This is a genomic window from Arcticibacter sp. MXS-1 (assembly GCF_041902385.1).
In the GTDB taxonomy this organism is placed as follows: domain Bacteria; phylum Bacteroidota; class Bacteroidia; order Sphingobacteriales; family Sphingobacteriaceae; genus Arcticibacter.
The window spans coordinates 1,612,307-1,628,553 of the sequence record NZ_CP169244.1 but is presented as its reverse complement, the minus strand read 5'-3'; the positions used below and the strand labels follow the sequence as shown (position 1 = coordinate 1,628,553).

The window sequence follows — 16,247 nt, the reverse complement described above, 5'->3', positions numbered from 1 at the left end:
AAACGATTTAAGGTATAAGCTTTAATGTATCCCAAAACCCAATTATTATCTGTTCTAGAAGTTACAATATGGAAAAAATTAAAACGATAGGTGTTTTCACCTCCGGGGGCGACTCTCCCGGCATGAACGCAGCCATTAGAGCTATTGTCAGAACCGGTCTGTATTATGATCTGAATGTAACCGGAATTATGCGGGGATATGAGGGTATGATTGCCGGGGAGTTCATCCCAATGAGCAGGAAGTCTGTCGCTAATATCATTCAAAGAGGCGGCACCATCCTGAAAACAGCCAGAAGCGAGACCTTTAAGACTGCCGAAGGAAGAAGGACGGCGTACGAGCAGCTGAAACAACACAACATCGATGCCCTTGTGGCAATAGGCGGTGAAGGTACCTTTACCGGGGCAAATGCTTTTATTCGCGAATATAATGTGCCGATCATCGGACTTCCAGGAACAATTGACAACGACCTCATCGGTACTGACTACACCATCGGTTACGATACGGCGATCAATACCGTCATTGACGCAGTCGATAAGATCAGGGACACGGCCGAGTCGCACGACCGCTTGTTCATTGTAGAAGTAATGGGACGGGACTCGGGGCTCATTGCGCTGCGAAGCGGAATCGGGGTCGGAGCAGAAGCTATCCTCATCCCGGAATCGCGCACCAACATCGAGGAGTTGTTTAAAAGGCTGGAAGAAAGCCGCAAGGATAAGTCTTCAAAAATCATAATTGTAGCAGAGGGAGACGAAGTAGGAGGGTTTGAAATCGCAGATATGATACGCGAGCGTTTTCCCAAGTACGACACCCGGGTATCGATACTTGGTCACATTCAGAGGGGAGGAAAACCGAGCTGCATGGATCGCGTGCTGGCAAGCCGGCTGGGCATTGCGGCAGTGGAAGCTCTTCTGAACGGACGAAAGGGCATGATGGTGGGAATAATCAACAACAACGTGCACTATACCCCATTCTATAATGCCATCAAGCATCTTTCCGAGGCAGACCCCAGTCTACTTAAGATCGTAAACATCTTGTCTCTTTAAGCTTGGCATACTGCATACAGACCTCAGTAAAATCAGTAATCAAGAAGGCCTTTATGATAAAGCACTCACTCTTTGAACACAGCGGCTTCGCTAGAAAAAGCCTATATATCGTGCTCCTCGCTCTTGGGGGCTGTACTTCCGAAGACAAGGTACGCAGCGAAGCACAGGCATTCCTTGATCAGTACACCACAGAGTATGTGAAGCGCTACACGGCATCGTCTGAAGCGCAATGGTCAGCAAATACCAGGATCGTCGCGGGCGACTCCACCAACGCCAAGGCGGTTGAAAAAACCGGACAGGCATTTGCTGATTTTACCGGCAGCGACGAGAATATTGAAAAGGCGCAAAGCTTCCTCGATAAAAAAGATAAGCTCACTGACCTTCAGGTGCGGCAGCTGCAGAAGATCATGTACATTGCTGCCAATAATCCGGTAACAATTACCGATGTTGTTAAAAAGAGAATAAAGGCGGAGAACGCACAGGTAGAGAGACTTTACGGATTTGACTTTAAGATAGATGGTAAGACTGTTTCAACAAACCAGATCGATGATATCTTAAAAAATGAGAGCAGGCTCGACCACAGGCTCAAGGCATGGAACGCCAGTAAAGAGGTCGGCAAAACACTGAAAGGCGGCCTTACAGAACTGCGTGATCTCCGAAATCAAACCGTGCAGGCGCTCGGGTTCAAAGATTACTTCGGGTACCAGGTCTCTGATTATGGAATGGAAAGCGATCAGATGATTGCGCTCATTAAAAAAATAAACAACCAGCTCCGTCCCCTCTACAGAGAGCTTCATACTTATGCACGGTACGAACTGGCAAAAAGATACGGCGTAAAAGAGGTGCCCGACTATATCCCGGCTCACTGGCTGCCTAACAGGTGGGGCCAGGACTGGAGCAGCATAGTTTCGGTTAAGGGGATGAATACAGACTCCGTGCTTAAAACGAAGCCGGCAGAGTGGATTGTAAAGGATGCTGAGGCTCTCTATCAGAGCCTGGGGTACCCGGCACTTCCCTCTGCGTTCTGGCAGAAGTCGAGCCTGTACCCGCTGGCGCCGGGGACAGCGTATAAGAAGAACAACCATGCCTCCGCCTGGCATATGGATTTGCAGAACGATGTTCGGAGTTTGATGAGTGTAGAACCCAACGCTGAGTGGTATGAAACAGCCAATCATGAACTGGGTCACATCTACTATTACATGACTTACACGAACAAAGACGTTCCGCCCTTATTAAGGGAAGGCGCCAACAGGGCTTTCCACGAAGCAATGGGCAGCCTGATGGGACTGGCATCGCAGCAAAAGCCCTATCTGGAGAGTAAAGGGATCATACCCAAAGGAACGTCGACCGATCAGATACAGGGGCTTTTAAAAGAAGCGCTTAACTACGTCGTGTTTATTCCTTTTTCAGCCGGAACCATGACGGAGTTCGAAAAGCAGCTTTATGCCGACAAACTTCCTCAGAACCAGTACAACAAAGCCTGGTGGGAGCTTAGCCGGAAATATCAGGGAATCATTGCGCCGCAACAGCGCGGTGAGGAGTACTGTGATGCAGCTACAAAGACTCATATCAATGACGATCCCGCACAGTATTATGACTATGCGCTCTCTTTCGTCATTCTGTTTCAGCTGCACGATCACATTGCCAAAAAGATCCTGCATCAGGATCCTCATGCCACCAATTATTACGGAAATAAAGAAGTTGGCAAGTTCCTTCAAGGGATTATGAGACAGGGTGCCACCAAAGACTGGGACTCGATACTTAAAGAAGAGACCGGCTCGGGCTTATCGGCCAAGCCAATGGTCGACTATTTTGAGCCTCTGCTAAAATGGCTCAAACAGCAAAATAAAGGGCGGAAGTATACACTGTCCGAATCAATATAATGGAATCTATAAAACAACATTTTTCTGAAGCGCATCAGGTGCTTACTGAGTTTTTATCAGATGATGAGAACTTTGCCAAGATAGAACAGGCGGGAATTCTTCTTACTGAAGCAATTAAAGCAGGTAACAAGATCATTTCCTGCGGAAACGGGGGCTCAATGTGCGATGCGATGCATTTTGCAGAGGAGCTGTCGGGCCGGTACAGGAACGATAGAAGAGCTTTGCCGGCAATCTCAATTTCAGACCCATCTCATATCTCCTGCGTGGGGAATGATTATGGCTACGCTTACATATTCTCAAGGATGGTTGAAGCTATAGGACAGCCGGGCGACGTGCTGCTTAGCATCAGCACCAGCGGTAACTCCGAAAATATTTTGAACGCAATAGAGGCGGCGAAAACAAAAGGGTTAAAGGTGATTGGCCTGACGGGCAAAGATGGAGGAAAAATGGCCGGACTATGCGATGTGGAAATCAGAGCACCGCGCTCCTCCTATGCAGACCGCGCACAGGAGATTCACATTAAGGTTATTCATAGTCTGATAGATTTTGTGGAGAGGAATATATAGCCTCGTTTTCGCGTTGTATGGCGTAGCTTTTGTTTACAATCTTATGAATCACGCTGTCGAGCTCTTTGATAGCCAGGTCAATATGACTGATAACCTCCTTGTTAAAGGGGTCGGCAAGATTGGTCTTATTGAGAAGGTTCATTAAGCCCATCAGCGAAGTTACTGGTCCTCTTATCTCGTGAGAGGCCAGTGACACGATTTCTTTCAATTCAATATTCTGAAGGACCATCCGCTTTTCAGCCTCCAGTTTCTTTTGGATGTTACGGCTCACACATGCCACTCCCACGATTTCATGCTCATTATAAATCGGCTTCATCCTCACCTCAAAGGTCTCTCCGGGGGCATTAGAAGGCACGCTGATGAACACCACACTGTGTCCGCTTAGCACGCGCTGATAATATTCTTTCCACTTTCCGATGGCTTCATTATCGGCATGAACAACAGATTCTCCGGGGCGGAACGACGCAGAATAAAGTCTTTTTACTGCGCTGTGAAAAGAGGCGTTAGCTGAAATAAGGCAGCAGTTCCGGTCGACCGACCATATGAGGTCCTCAATGTTATTAATCAGCGCCTCTGCGTTTTTCCTGGAAATGGCTACCTCTTTCCGGCTCCTCACCTCTGAGCTTATGTCCTGGATGGTTACGATTTCGGCTCGTCGCCCCTTATACTTAATACTGAATCCGGAAACATTCACATTTAACAAGCTTCCGTCCTTCCTCAGATGCGTCCATCCCTCCGAGCGCGACTGACGGCCCCTTATCTCTCTCACGCTCGAAATAAGCCGCCGGACATCATCCTGAGGGCGGATGTCTGCTATTGTCATTGACAGGAATTCCTGTTCTGTATAGCCATACTTCTCAGTGGCAGCATGATTAACAGCCAAAAACTCCAGCGTGTCCATATCATAGATCCATTGAGGAATCGGATTATCTTCAAAAAGAGAGCGATACACACCTTCTGATTCTGCGAGGTCCTTTTGCATGTTCATCCTGTCTGTTATGTCGTATACCATTCCCGCCATCCCCTTTACCTTTCCAGCGTCACTTAAGACGGGGTACTTCTTATCCGCAATCCATCTCACTCTTCCGGCAACCAGGATCCTGTATTTAAGTGCAATACTCTCCCCCTGGTAGACCCTTTCAGTCTGCTGACTAACGTAATAGTAATCATCCGGATGAACAAGCTTACGCCAAAGAAATGGCGAATCCCTGAGCTCGGCTAACGTGACCCCAAAGATTGCGGCAAGAGTATCATTGACGTAGATAAACTCCTGGCGGTCTATGTCGAAGCACCAGACAGCCTCATTTAAAACTGATAGGAATCCCAGTTCGCTATTCATAGTTAAAGATTATATACGCTGCCTTGGCGGCGCAAAATTGTATTTTTTTAGGTTTATAATCTTACTAATTTAACAAAAAAGAGCTGAAACCGTACAAAGAGCGCCGTTTGGCATAACAATAAGCGGATAATATGCGAAACTGTTTCATCCTCAGAATCATTCTCTTATCGGCCATCTGCTTTTTCCGGAATATTTATTATCTTTGCAGCCCCGCAGTAGGAGACTCCGGGAACTATGTTGAATACATAAATTTTTAAACTAAAGAATGGCAACTAAAATTAGATTGCAAAGACACGGTAAGAAGGGCAAACCTTTTTACTACGTAGTGGTGGCGGACTCACGTGCTCCGAGAGATGGTCGTTTCATTGAACGTTTAGGTTCTTACAACCCGAACACTAACCCGGCAACTATCGACATTAACTTCGAAAAAGCATTAGACTGGGTTAACAAAGGTGCACAACCTACCGACACTTGTCGCGCTATCCTTTCTTACAAAGGGATCCTCTACAAGAAACACCTCGAAGGTGGCGTTAAAAAAGGCGCTTTAACGCCTGAACAAGCTGAAGCTAAATTCAACGAATGGCTGCAAGGCAAGGAAGCTAAGATCGAAGGCAAGAAAGCAGGCCTGACCTCTTCGAAAGAAGAAGCAAGAAAGGCAGCTCTCGCAGCTGAAGCCAAGAAAAAAGCTGAAAAAGCCGCTGCTATCGCAGCTAAGAACACTCCTCCTGCTGAAGAGACAGAAGCAGCGGAAGAGCCAGTTGAAGGAGCCACTGAAACTCCGGCTGAAGAAGCTGAATAATATTAGTCAATCTTTTTATATATCATCCTGAGCAGACTTAAGAAACTACTTTCGTCGTGGTCAGGATGATTTTTTATGTGAGGTATGAACGTTGAAGATTGCTTTTACCTGGGCTATATCACCAAAACAAAAGGACTCAAAGGCGAGATACAAGTCTATTTTGATTTCAATCAGTACGATGAACTCGACCTTGACGCCATTTTCGTTGAAATCAATGGAAAGCTGGTACCCTATTTCGTATCGTCCTGCAAACTTCACCCGAACAAGACCGGCTATTTTTTCCTGGAAGACACCGACACCATAGAGAAAGCTGAAAAGCTCCTGAAAAAGAAGGTGTATCTGCCAAATTCTAAGATGCCGGAAAGAGAAGACGATGAGTTCTATTACACGGATCTCAAAGGCTTTATAGCAATTGACAGTAAGGCAGGCGAATTAGGTGAGATTATGGAGGTGCTGGAATACCCCCAGCAGTTTATCGCAGTGGTCTCTTACAAGTTCAGAGAGGTAATGTTCCCCCTGAATGAAGACACGATCGATTCGATAGACGAGGAGGAAGGCGTCCTGACAGTCACTTTGCCGGAAGGTTTGATAGATATTTACACCTCGGAAAAATAGAAGCGTCTTCATCTGCTGCTTATTTATCGATCGCATGAGATTTGACATTATAACCGTCCTTCCCGAACTACTCGACAGCCCTTTCGCACACTCGATATTGAAACGAGCTCAGAAAAAAGGACTTACCGAGATAGTGGTCCACAACCTTCGGGATTACTCCACCAATAAGCACAAAAGCGTGGATGACTATCCTTATGGCGGCGGGAGCGGAATGGTGATGACAATCGAACCCTTTGCTGCCTGCATCGAAAAGCTGAAGGCTGAAAGGAATTACGAGGAGGTGATTTTCATGACACCCGATGGGGAGACCCTCAGCCAGTCTATCGCCAACGAACTGTCCGTCAAAGGCAATATCATCATCCTGTGCGGACATTACAAGGGGATAGACCAAAGGATAAGAGACTTGTTTGTCAGCAGGGAAATCTCAATAGGAGATTATGTACTTTCGGGCGGAGAACTGCCGGCTGCTGTCCTCGTCGACGCTGTAGTCCGCTTACTTCCGGGGGTGTTGTCTGATGAAACCTCGGCTCTGTCAGACTCTTTCCAGGGAGAATTGCTTGATGCTCCGGTCTATACACGACCTGCAGTATGGCGTGGATTGGAAGTGCCCCAGGTCCTGCTCAGCGGAAACCAGGCAAAGATAGACGAGTGGCGTTACGATCAGGCGCTCGAGCGGACAAAATCACGAAGGCCCGACCTGCTGAAATAAAAAGCAAATATGCCCCGGCGGTGATGCCAGCCAGGAAAGGTCAATTTTCGACCTCATAATACTGATAATAAAAGACATAAAAATAAAATCACTCTTTTTTTATAAAAAAATCCCTAATATTGCACTCCGAAAAAAAGGAGCGGTCATTAGAGGTTAATACCGTTTAATTACTTGAAATCATGGATTTAGTAAAATTTGTTGAAGAGCAGGCTGTAGCCAGGAAAGAAGTGCCTGCATTCAAATCTGGCGATACAGTAAGTGTGCACTATAAAATCCGCGAAGGAAACAAAGAGCGTATCCAGATTTACCAGGGAGTTGTAATTCAGCGGAATGGTGTTGGAGCGACTGAAACATTTACTGTAAGAAAAGTTTCTAATGGAGTAGGCGTTGAACGTATTTTTCCGGTTAACTCTCCTAACATCGAGAAAGTTGAAGTAAACAGCTATGGTAAAGTACGCAGAGCAAAACTGTTCTATCTTCGCGCTCTTACTGGCAAAGCTGCACGTATCAAATCAAAGAGAGTTTAATTATCCTCAACGATATAAACAAAAAAGCCTGTATACTCGCTATACAGGCTTTTTTGTTTATAAAGCTACCATTACGGCTGGTTTACTTTCAAAAAAAATTATGGTCTGCGCTCAGAAACGGGAGATGAAAGCTGCCTGAGTGTTCTTTCTGTTGATTAAAAAGCATTCGCACTTCACGAAAAAGTACCGCCGTGCTCCCTCTATCTGGACTCCGAATAATCTTACCACTTCTTTTGCAGGTCAATTCGATCTGAAGCAAGCTTGTCTGATCATCAGCGGGTACTTCTCAGGGTTGTGAATGCCTTATGGAACTGGAACCATCAGGCCAACATCCTAAGCAGGCACAGCGGCTAATTTGAAGCGTACGGAGGAAATAACAAAGTTAGTCCTCGCAAACCAAAGAGCAGAGTTCAATTATTCGAATGTCGCGAGAACGGTAATTCCGCCCTTCACCACATCGCCCAGGTTCACGTTGACAGGAGTGCCGACGGGCAAAAACACATCGATCCTCGAGCCGAACTTAATAAAGCCGAATTGCTCGCCCTGAACTACCTGATCGCCCTCCTTCACATACCAGACAATCCTTCTCGCCAGAGCGCCAGCAATCTGCCTGAACAATACCGGTATCCCGAGTTTATTCTCAACTACTACAGTTGTCCGCTCGTTGTCCGTTGACGACTTGGGATCCCATGCAACAAGATACTTTCCCGGGTGATATTTAAAGTATTGAACTACACCTGATACAGGATTGCGGTTCACATGGACGTTGATCGGCGACATGAAAATAGATACCTGAAGTCTCTTATCCCTGAAATATTCACCCTCCTCGGTCTCCTCAATTACTACCACCTTGCCATCAGCAGGGCAAATAACCTGCCTTTCGTTCAGGCTGGTGATTCTTCTGGGATGACGGAAGAACTGCAGCACAATGATGAAAAGAGCAAATGACACTACGTAGATAAGCCAGATCAGCCAATTGTGGTCAGACCAGAAGTAGTGAGCAACTGCGTTAATGACAAATATAACCAGAACAGTAAGAGCTATTGACGTATAGCCTTCTTTGTGAATAGTCATCCGAATTTCTTTTTATTGCAAAAATTGTAAAATGAGATTAAGTTTCGCTCGGAACAGGGAGATAACGGTAAATATCTTTTAAATTTCGTCCTAAGCCCCTGTAATCAAGACCATAACCCACAACAAATTCATTGGAAATCTCAAATCCGACGTATGTAATTTCGGGTATCTCCCTTTGCAGTGACTGAGGTTTCAACAGGAGGCTGCAGATAGCCACAGAAGCCGGCTCATGCTTCCTGAGAACGTCTACAAGATAACTAAGGGTTATACCTGTGTCGATGATATCCTCCACAATAATAACATCACGTCCCTTCAGGTCGATATCTAGGCCTATTACACTTTTTACCGTTCCCGAAGTCGTCTCCTGACCATGGTATGACGACACCTTAATAAAACTCACTTCTGCCGGAATGTTGACCTCTTTCATCAAATCGGCCATAAAGAGGAAGCTTCCGTTCAACACACCAATAAATACAGGCACCTTGTCTTCGTAATCGACGTTTATCTGTATTCCCAGCAGCCGGGTCCTCTTTTTGATCTTTTCATACTCAAGGAAACAGCTAAACTCCTTGTCTTCTATCTGTACTTTCATTTCAATAATATAATCGCAAAACAAGGTAAACGTGTAAAAACGGCCAAAGTTACTACTTTTTAATCGTCTTTATTGCGTTGCATTTCACGCTCCTTTCTTCTGAGCTCCCGCCTGAGCTTCCGGCGCTCAGAACGCGACATGGTTGTATCATCCTGCAGCGCCTTAAGCCGGGTCAGTTCATCAATGTGTATCGTGTCTGGCTTTCGGTCGGGCAGGATATCCTGGAAAAGGCCATTATTCCCTCCATCTTCATCGAAAAGAGAATCAGCAACAGTCGAGTCGACAGGTGCCACCTGACGCCTCAGACTCTCCTTTAACCGCACGCTGTAGAAGCCATAGGCATTAGTGTCCCTGGGGACGAGCCCCCGGGAGGCCATCAGGTTCCCGATTAGCTTAAAGTATCCCCGCAAGCTGGTCCTCAAACTTCCGTCGGGCTGAAAGAAATACAGAGAGGATTTTGGACGAGGAACGATATTGGCAAGGAAAATGCTTTCCCCAACAGTGAGGTCCATAGGCGACTTGTCGAAATAGTAGCGTGAGGCTTCGCCAATGCCGTAAACGTTACGTCCCCACTCAATAAGGTTAAGATACACTTCGAACATTCTGCGTTTTGTGGAAACATGATTGTTCTCGATCAGCCAGACGATCAGCATTTCCTCTATCTTTCGGGCGAGTGTCTTCTGCCTGTTCAGGAAAACGTTTTTAACCAGCTGCATGGAGATGGTGCTCCCGCCCCGTTTAAAGGCTTTCTCTTTAAAGTTTGTCGCAATAGACCGTTTGATTGATTTTTCAACAAACCCCCGATGTGAAAAGAACGAAGGATCTTCTGCCGTCAGCACCGCATTCCTCAAATTCGGCGATATTGCGTCAATTGGGGTATAGTTCGGATTCTCAGGACCGATCGTGATATCGCGCATCGGTTTCCCGTATTCATAAGGAGTATAAACAAATGTTGAATTTATCTTTTGCAGGTTAGTCTTACCCCATTTTAAGATCCGGAAGCCGGAAGGATTCAACGAAGAGCTGAACCTCACGCTGTCGGGCTGGCGTGAATCAAGATAAAAATCAAGATTGTACTGAAGCTTGCCCGCTACTCTGATTCCCTCGAGTGATTCAAAAAGCCCCACCGGAAATGAATCGAAGACCTGCTGAGCATCAAGTTCAGGTGTGTGGATCTTCATCTCATAGATTTTGGCCGGAGAGAGCGTAAACTTCAGGAAAGGATTGATCTCTATGTTCTTCAGGTGAATGACGGAAGAACTGTCAATTGCAATGTAGTTCTCCCCAACCAGCAGGTCAGCATCAATAGAACCCGAGGGAACAATAATATCATTGGCTGCCACCTTAGGATGATTAATCAGGAGGTTTGTAATAGCCCATGAGCCGTAGATATGAAATTCGTCCCCGCTCTTCCTGGTGCTCTTCAGCTGCGTATAGACCGTATCGAAGTTTACCTTTAATCCGAGTTTCCGCTCAATAAGGGGCAGCTCCACCTTCTTCCCCTCGGCATACAGCTTAAAGTCGAGCTTCTGATCTGATGGCTCCACATTTCCGTCGAGATGCCATACTGATTCATTCTTGTTCACCAGTATGGTAGACCTCAGGGCTCCGTCGTCGATAACAGCCGAAGGAACATCAAAGCTGAGGACACTGGTATCCCTGATGATGTTAAGCTCAAAATTCTTCAGATCCATATCATCAGGAATCTTGTACAAAAGCTGATTAAGGAGATTGTTGGCTAAATCGCTGTAGTTGACTTTCGACCTTGTGGCTGAACTGTCCTTCTTCCTTTTAAATATAAAGTCGTAATTCCGAAGGCTGTCCCGTTTAACAAGACTCAGCTTTCCGCTGCGCAGCCTGATCCCGGCAAGCTTGATCTCACCCAGCATCAGGGGCATTAGCTTCACTTTAACATGGAGGTCGTCCATGTGCAACAAACTGTCCCTGTTCTCAGGAACCACGGCAATATCAGAAAATGCGATGGTGCTTAAGCCTTCAAAATGAGGGTCTCGTATGGAAAGATTCAGATTGTAATCTCTTTTAGCTTTCAGCGTGGCTTTCTCCACCACAGTCTTTAAAATTGCCTCACGCTTGCTGTAGGCAATCACCGCTCCGATTAAGAACAGAACAATGAGAGTCGCGAAAACAATACCGGCTATCTTAATATACCTGGAGTACTTTGGGGGAATATGCATGTATAAGCAGCTTTAACGTCACCATAATCCATCAAAAAAACGTCGGATGAAGATGTTTTATTTCTATGGCGTAAATATCCGTAAAAACACCAATCAATCAAGTCCGGTTTCACAAAATTGATTTATAGGCTTACCATGCCCCTCCCGCCTAATCCTCTATGTTTTAATATGTTGTTTAAATGAAATTTAAAGTAGAAAAATTCTATATGTTTGTGACTTGAAAATTTTAGACCATGATAACGAAAGAAGACGTATTAAACGCCCTTCGTCATGTAGAAGAGCCTGATCTGAAGAAAGATTTGGTAACGCTGAACATGATCGAAGATATAAAAATAGAAGAGGATCATCTGAGCTTTACTGTCATCCTTACCACGCCAGCCTGTCCGCTCAAAGGTCTTATTGAGAACGCCTGCCGCAATGCCATCGCGCACTTCATAAGCCAGGACATTAAAGTGGATATCAGGATGACGTCGCGGATAACTACTCAAAAAAATCAGCCCCTCACCAATATTCATAACATCATAGTGGTAGCCTCGGGCAAGGGCGGAGTAGGTAAATCTACTGTGTCGGCAAACCTCGCACTCGGACTGGCAAGCAAGGGTGCACGCGTGGGCCTGATCGACGCCGATATCTATGGTCCGTCTATTCCTATCATGTTCGGACTTGAAGACGCAAGGCCGCTGGCAATAGAAACAGAAGATGGCAAGACCAGGATCGCCCCTGTAGAGAAATACGGGATCAAGATCCTGTCAATAGGCTTTTTCACTAATCCCGACCAGCCTGTTCCCTGGAGAGGGCCTATGGCGTCAAATGCCGTGAAACAGCTTTTTAATGATGCCGAGTGGGGAGAGCTGGACTATCTGGTTGTCGACCTTCCTCCGGGTACCGGCGACATTCACATTACCCTTACCCAGACTTACCCCGTTGCCGGTGCGGTCATTGTTACCACTCCGCAGAACGTTGCCCTTGCTGACACGAAAAAAGGAATTGCTATGTTCCTGATGAACTCGATCAATGTTCCCCTCCTTGGCATCGTAGAAAACATGTCATATTTTACACCGGCGGAACTTCCGGATAACAAGTACTATATTTTTGGAGAAGGCGGAGGAAAGAAGATCGCAGAACAATTTGGCGCGCCATTCCTGGGTGAAATACCTCTTGTACAGAGCATTAGCGAGGCAGGAGACTCCGGAGAACCGGTCATTCTGCAAAGCGGGAACCCGATGTCCGATGCTTTCCTGGCAGTTGCTGAAAAGGTGGCTCAGCAAGTTTCTATACAGAACGCCAGGGAAGTAAAAAGCTATTAATTGTAATTTTCGTATTTTTAGAAAAATTTTTTTGATATGGACTTGTTGCAAAAAGTGGAGAGTGCATTAGATACGATCAGGCCTTATCTGGAAGCTGACGGGGGAAATGTATCAGTAGAGGAAATAACTCCCGACAATATAGTTAAGATTAAGCTGCTCGGTGCGTGCGGCTCATGCCCCATGAGCTTTATGACTATGAAAGCCGGTATTGAGCAGGCCGTAAAGAGGGCAGTACCGGAGGTATCAGCTATTGAAGCAATTAATCTCACAGACATTGATGACCCGAATGCTGTAATGCCTTAGTTACACTTTCAGATACTCAAAATAAATAAAAAGCGGTACCGTTCTTACTACGTACCGCTTTTATTTTAACAGTATTTAACGAAAGAGTTGCACAATTTTTGGTAGGTTTACAGGGATGAAACACTGGTTGACATTATTCATTTTTATGTTCACAATCAACGCTGTATCGGCCCAGGAAAAGGCGCTGATCCAGTTCTCGGGCGTGATCTATAATGTTGATTCAAACGTGGTTGTTCCTTATGTCACGGTGACGAACAAAAGCGACCGCGACCGGGTATTCGCGGCCAATTATCAGGGGTATTTTTCATTCGTGGCTCATGAGGGCGACACCATCCTGTTCAGCGCAGTTGGATACAGGAAAGAAGCAGTTGTTATTCCTTCTAAAGTTCCTGAGAAGAGCTACACAGTGATCGTTAAAATGAAGGCCAGAGTAGTGAACCTCCCCACAGTTACTGTACTCCCCTGGGCCAGCGTAGACCAGTTTAACAAGGAATTTATGGCACTGAAGTTTGCGGATGACGATCTTGAGATAGCAAAGAAGAATGTTACCCGCACCTCGCTCCTCGCTATGGCGCGTGATCTGCCCCGCGATGGCATGGAGATGCAGGGAGTAAACTTTCAAAACAACCACGTCCGGCTGACAAACAGGGCGATCAACCAGCGGTATGCGAATCCGCTTCTCAATCCCTTTGCCTGGGGCTCCTTTATCCAGCAGATCCTCCAGGGTGATAAAAGACGAAGCGATTCAAATTAGCGCTTCTTAGATGACGACGGAAACTTCATCTTGTAGGATACCTTTATCGCTCCGCGCGAAATAGCATCAAGCTTGCTCTTAATCATAGCCCTTCTCAGAGGACTTAATTTGTCGGTGAATAATTTACCTTCTATGTGGTCGTATTCATGCTGAATAACGCGTGCCGCAAGTCCCTGGAATACTTCCTCGTGATGCACCCAGTTTTCGTCATAGTAAGAGATCTTCACGGTATCGAGCCTTTTTACATCCTCCCGTATATCGGGAATGCTCAGACAGCCTTCGTTAAAGTCCCACAAGGTGCCCGTCTCTTCCAGAATCCTGGCGTTGATAAATACCTTCTTAAAATCCTCCAGTCCGGGTTCTTCTTTATCTGTAATATCGATAACAAAAAGCCGGATGGAAAGACCCACCTGCGGAGCAGCGAGTCCGACACCGTTAGCGCTATACATGGTTTCGAACATGTTCTGGATCAGCTGTCCCAGTTCCGGATAGTCTTTAGAAATATCTTCGGCTTTCTTTTTGAGAACCGGATCACCATACGCAACAATAGGTAATTTCATTTTACAAATATACAGAATACAAATAAGACAATAGCGGCAGCAGCGCCTCAGGGCCTCTGCTAGTCCTGATCACCCTCGGGCTCAAACATCAGAACGCTGAGCCTCTCAGGGTCGAACACTTCTTCCGCGATAGCACTGATCTGTTCAGGGGTAACAGCATTCACTCTGCTGAATACCTCTGCCAGTGTGTCTACCCGGTCGTAGTCTATCAGGCTCTTGGTCATAGCAATAATAAGACTGAGCCGGTTGTCTTCTCCCAGCGCTATTAAACCATTAAACTTTTTCTTGGCCATCTCTAACGTCCGGCTGTTGAGGCCGTCCTCCCTGAATCTCCTTAACTGCTTTTGGATAAGAGCAAGCGCCCGTTCTGCCTTGCCGGCATCAGTCCCAAAATAGATACTAAAAATACCGGTATCACAGAGTGGCGTGTAATTTGATTCGATGGTATAGGCAATGCCATATTTTTCGCGGACAGTGAGATTTAGGACGGAGCTCATGCCCGAGCCGCCAAGGATATTGTTTAGCAGCATTAAACCCGTCTTCCGTTCGTCGTGCAGGGAGTATGCCTGTGTCCCAAGAACGCAGTGACACTGAGCAATCGGCTTTTTCACCCGCCTGTTACTGGTGTACAAGGCAGGCGGAGTGCGCCTTACCGCATTGGGGCGCGGCAATATATGGCCGAAGTATTTCTGAAAATGATGCTCCAAAACATGGATGGGATAACTGCCGGAGACCCCGATCACAATTTGTCCGGGGCAGTAGCCCGCCGTCAGAAAGGACGTAACATCCTCTTTCCTTAGCGCCATCACAGACTCCGACGTCCCAAGAATGTTCCTGCCCAGGCTGTGCCCTTCAAACATCATATCTTCGAAATCATCCTGAATCGCCTCTTCGGGCTGATCCTCATAAGAGGCTATTTCGTCCAGGATCACACTCTTTTCTTTGTCCATCTCCTTCTCGGGAAATGTGGAATGAAATACAATGTCTTCGAACAGATCGAATGCCCGGCTGAGATAGGGTGAGAGAAACGATGCGTGGATACACGTGTATTCCTTGGTCGTGTACGCATTTAAATCTCCGCCGACAGATTCGATATAGTTCAGAATTTGCTTAGTACTGCGCTTCTCAGTCTGTTTAAACAGAAGATGTTCTATAAAGTGGGCCAGGCCGTCCTTCCCATCCGGCTCATCCCTCGAGCCGGTGTTTATTACAATACAGGAATGAGTAATTGTAGATTCTGTCCGGTGGTATAATAATCTTATTCCGTTGGGTAATGTAAATACTTGATGATCCATTCAAAATGCAAAAGTAGTGATCTGAGAAAAAGAAGTTCCTACTTTTTAAACTTCAGCTTACATTCCTTCCTGAAGGCCTCGAAACGAGGAACCGAAACGTTTCGGATATAGGAGTTATAAGGATTCTCTTTCTCGTAGTTCTGATGATACTCCTCGGCACGATAAAAAGCTTTCAGTGGCGAGACCTCCGTCACAATTAGCTTCTCAAATGCGGGAGTCCATTTTCTGATTGCTTCGTTCGCCTGCCTCTTCTGCTCATCGTTGAGATAAAATATGGCTGACCTGTAGGAGGTACCCACATCCGGCCCCTGGCGGTTCAAAGTGGTGGGGTCATGAGACGAGAAGAACGCGTCGAGCAGTTCGGAGTACTTGATCACAGCCGGATCGTAATAGACCAGCACCGTTTCAGCATGTCCTGTCTTCTCACTGCAGACCTCTTCGTACGTTGGGTTCCTGGTATGTCCCCCTGCATAGCCCGAGACCGCAGAATCAACACCCGCTAACTCTTCGAAGATATGCTCAGAACACCAAAAGCAGCCCTCAGCAAAAGCGGCTATCTCGTGCTTTTCTGAAGCCTTAAGCTGCACATCACGCGTTCCCCTCTGCTGCCCCGACGAACTGCATGCGAACAGACTGAAGAGCAGCACACTAAAAAGAAAGGTTCTCACAAAACTCATTTAATAGTA

Annotated in this window: 17 protein-coding genes; 10 read left to right on the top strand and 7 right to left on the bottom strand. The window is 46.3% G+C overall.

Annotated features, from left to right (window positions below; translation table 11 throughout):
• Positions 1-68 precede the first annotated feature (68 nt).
• From pfkA to lpcA, 3 genes are read left to right on the top strand one after another with little or no spacing between them, the layout of a single operon-like run.
• The gene (gene pfkA, locus ACES2C_RS06955) at positions 69-1,043 is read left to right on the top strand and encodes a 6-phosphofructokinase (RefSeq protein WP_374166259.1); all 975 of its coding nucleotides are present in this window, start codon (positions 69-71) and stop codon (positions 1,041-1,043) included.
• A 53-nt stretch (positions 1,044-1,096) separates the two neighbouring features.
• Complete coding sequence (locus ACES2C_RS06950; RefSeq protein ID WP_374166258.1) at positions 1,097-2,926, top strand: M2 family metallopeptidase; 1,830 nt, start codon at positions 1,097-1,099, stop codon at positions 2,924-2,926.
• Positions 2,926-3,492 carry a D-sedoheptulose 7-phosphate isomerase gene (gene lpcA / locus ACES2C_RS06945; protein WP_374166257.1) on the top strand — a complete coding sequence of 189 codons (567 nt, stop codon included), beginning with the start codon at positions 2,926-2,928 and terminating at the stop codon, positions 3,490-3,492. The genes ACES2C_RS06950 and lpcA overlap by 1 nt, the downstream gene beginning before the upstream one ends.
• Here lpcA and ACES2C_RS06940 read toward each other — a convergent pair.
• Positions 3,452-4,831, bottom strand: coding sequence for a PAS domain S-box protein (locus tag ACES2C_RS06940; protein WP_374166256.1), 1,380 nt, complete (start codon positions 4,829-4,831; stop codon positions 3,452-3,454). The genes lpcA and ACES2C_RS06940 overlap by 41 nt on opposite strands.
• 265 nt (positions 4,832-5,096) lie before the next feature.
• On the opposite strand from ACES2C_RS06940, the gene ACES2C_RS06935 reads away from it, so the two are divergent.
• The 4 genes from ACES2C_RS06935 to rplS all read left to right on the top strand — a co-directional run bounded on the left by ACES2C_RS06935 (position 5,097) and on the right by rplS (position 7,481).
• On the top strand, positions 5,097-5,630 hold the full coding sequence (locus ACES2C_RS06935) for a 30S ribosomal protein S16 (protein ID WP_374166255.1): 534 nt from the start codon (positions 5,097-5,099) through the stop codon (positions 5,628-5,630).
• Between the two features lie 84 nt (positions 5,631-5,714).
• Positions 5,715-6,245 (top strand): ribosome maturation factor RimM, encoded by a 531-nt coding sequence (rimM, locus tag ACES2C_RS06930; protein WP_374166254.1) that lies wholly within the window; start codon positions 5,715-5,717, stop codon positions 6,243-6,245.
• Between the two features lie 34 nt (positions 6,246-6,279).
• The gene (gene trmD / locus ACES2C_RS06925) at positions 6,280-6,954 is read left to right on the top strand and encodes a tRNA (guanosine(37)-N1)-methyltransferase TrmD (RefSeq protein ID WP_374166253.1); all 675 of its coding nucleotides are present in this window, start codon (positions 6,280-6,282) and stop codon (positions 6,952-6,954) included.
• A gap of 179 nt (positions 6,955-7,133) precedes the next feature.
• Positions 7,134-7,481: a 50S ribosomal protein L19 gene (rplS, locus tag ACES2C_RS06920; protein ID WP_374166252.1), complete on the top strand. Its 348-nt coding sequence runs from the start codon at positions 7,134-7,136 to the stop codon at positions 7,479-7,481.
• A gap of 414 nt (positions 7,482-7,895) precedes the next feature.
• Here the strand turns inward: rplS and ACES2C_RS06915 are convergent, their stop codons facing one another.
• Genes ACES2C_RS06915 through ACES2C_RS06905 form a run of 3 tightly spaced genes read right to left on the bottom strand, consistent with a single transcriptional unit; the run spans position 7,896 to position 11,342 of the window.
• Positions 7,896-8,555, bottom strand: a complete 660-nt coding sequence (locus tag ACES2C_RS06915; RefSeq protein WP_374166251.1) for a phosphatidylserine decarboxylase family protein — start codon at positions 8,553-8,555, stop codon at positions 7,896-7,898.
• A 37-nt stretch (positions 8,556-8,592) separates the two neighbouring features.
• A complete protein-coding gene (hpt, locus tag ACES2C_RS06910) occupies positions 8,593-9,147 on the bottom strand; it encodes a hypoxanthine phosphoribosyltransferase (RefSeq protein ID WP_374166250.1) in 555 nt (184 codons plus the stop codon).
• Positions 9,148-9,206: 59 nt separating this feature from the next.
• A complete protein-coding gene (locus ACES2C_RS06905) occupies positions 9,207-11,342 on the bottom strand; it encodes a transglycosylase domain-containing protein (RefSeq protein WP_374166249.1) in 2,136 nt (711 codons plus the stop codon).
• A 233-nt stretch (positions 11,343-11,575) separates the two neighbouring features.
• On the opposite strand from ACES2C_RS06905, the gene ACES2C_RS06900 reads away from it, so the two are divergent.
• The 3 genes from ACES2C_RS06900 (at position 11,576) to ACES2C_RS06890 (ending at position 13,706) form a co-directional block, all read left to right on the top strand.
• A complete protein-coding gene (locus ACES2C_RS06900) occupies positions 11,576-12,649 on the top strand; it encodes an Mrp/NBP35 family ATP-binding protein (RefSeq protein ID WP_374166248.1) in 1,074 nt (357 codons plus the stop codon).
• 36 nt (positions 12,650-12,685) lie between these two features.
• Positions 12,686-12,952, top strand: coding sequence for a NifU family protein (locus ACES2C_RS06895; RefSeq protein WP_374166247.1), 267 nt, complete (start codon positions 12,686-12,688; stop codon positions 12,950-12,952).
• 115 nt (positions 12,953-13,067) lie between these two features.
• On the top strand, positions 13,068-13,706 hold the full coding sequence (locus ACES2C_RS06890) for a hypothetical protein (protein ID WP_374166246.1): 639 nt from the start codon (positions 13,068-13,070) through the stop codon (positions 13,704-13,706).
• On the opposite strand, the gene def is transcribed toward ACES2C_RS06890, so the two are convergent.
• Genes def through msrA form a run of 3 tightly spaced genes read right to left on the bottom strand, consistent with a single transcriptional unit; the run spans position 13,703 to position 16,238 of the window.
• Positions 13,703-14,266 (bottom strand): peptide deformylase, encoded by a 564-nt coding sequence (gene def, locus ACES2C_RS06885; RefSeq protein ID WP_374166245.1) that lies wholly within the window; start codon positions 14,264-14,266, stop codon positions 13,703-13,705. The genes ACES2C_RS06890 and def overlap by 4 nt on opposite strands.
• A 59-nt stretch (positions 14,267-14,325) precedes the next feature.
• Positions 14,326-15,561 carry a M16 family metallopeptidase gene (locus ACES2C_RS06880; protein WP_374166244.1) on the bottom strand — a complete coding sequence of 412 codons (1,236 nt, stop codon included), beginning with the start codon at positions 15,559-15,561 and terminating at the stop codon, positions 14,326-14,328.
• Between the two features lie 38 nt (positions 15,562-15,599).
• A complete protein-coding gene (msrA, locus tag ACES2C_RS06875) occupies positions 15,600-16,238 on the bottom strand; it encodes a peptide-methionine (S)-S-oxide reductase MsrA (protein WP_374166243.1) in 639 nt (212 codons plus the stop codon).
• Positions 16,239-16,247: the final 9 nt, after the last annotated feature.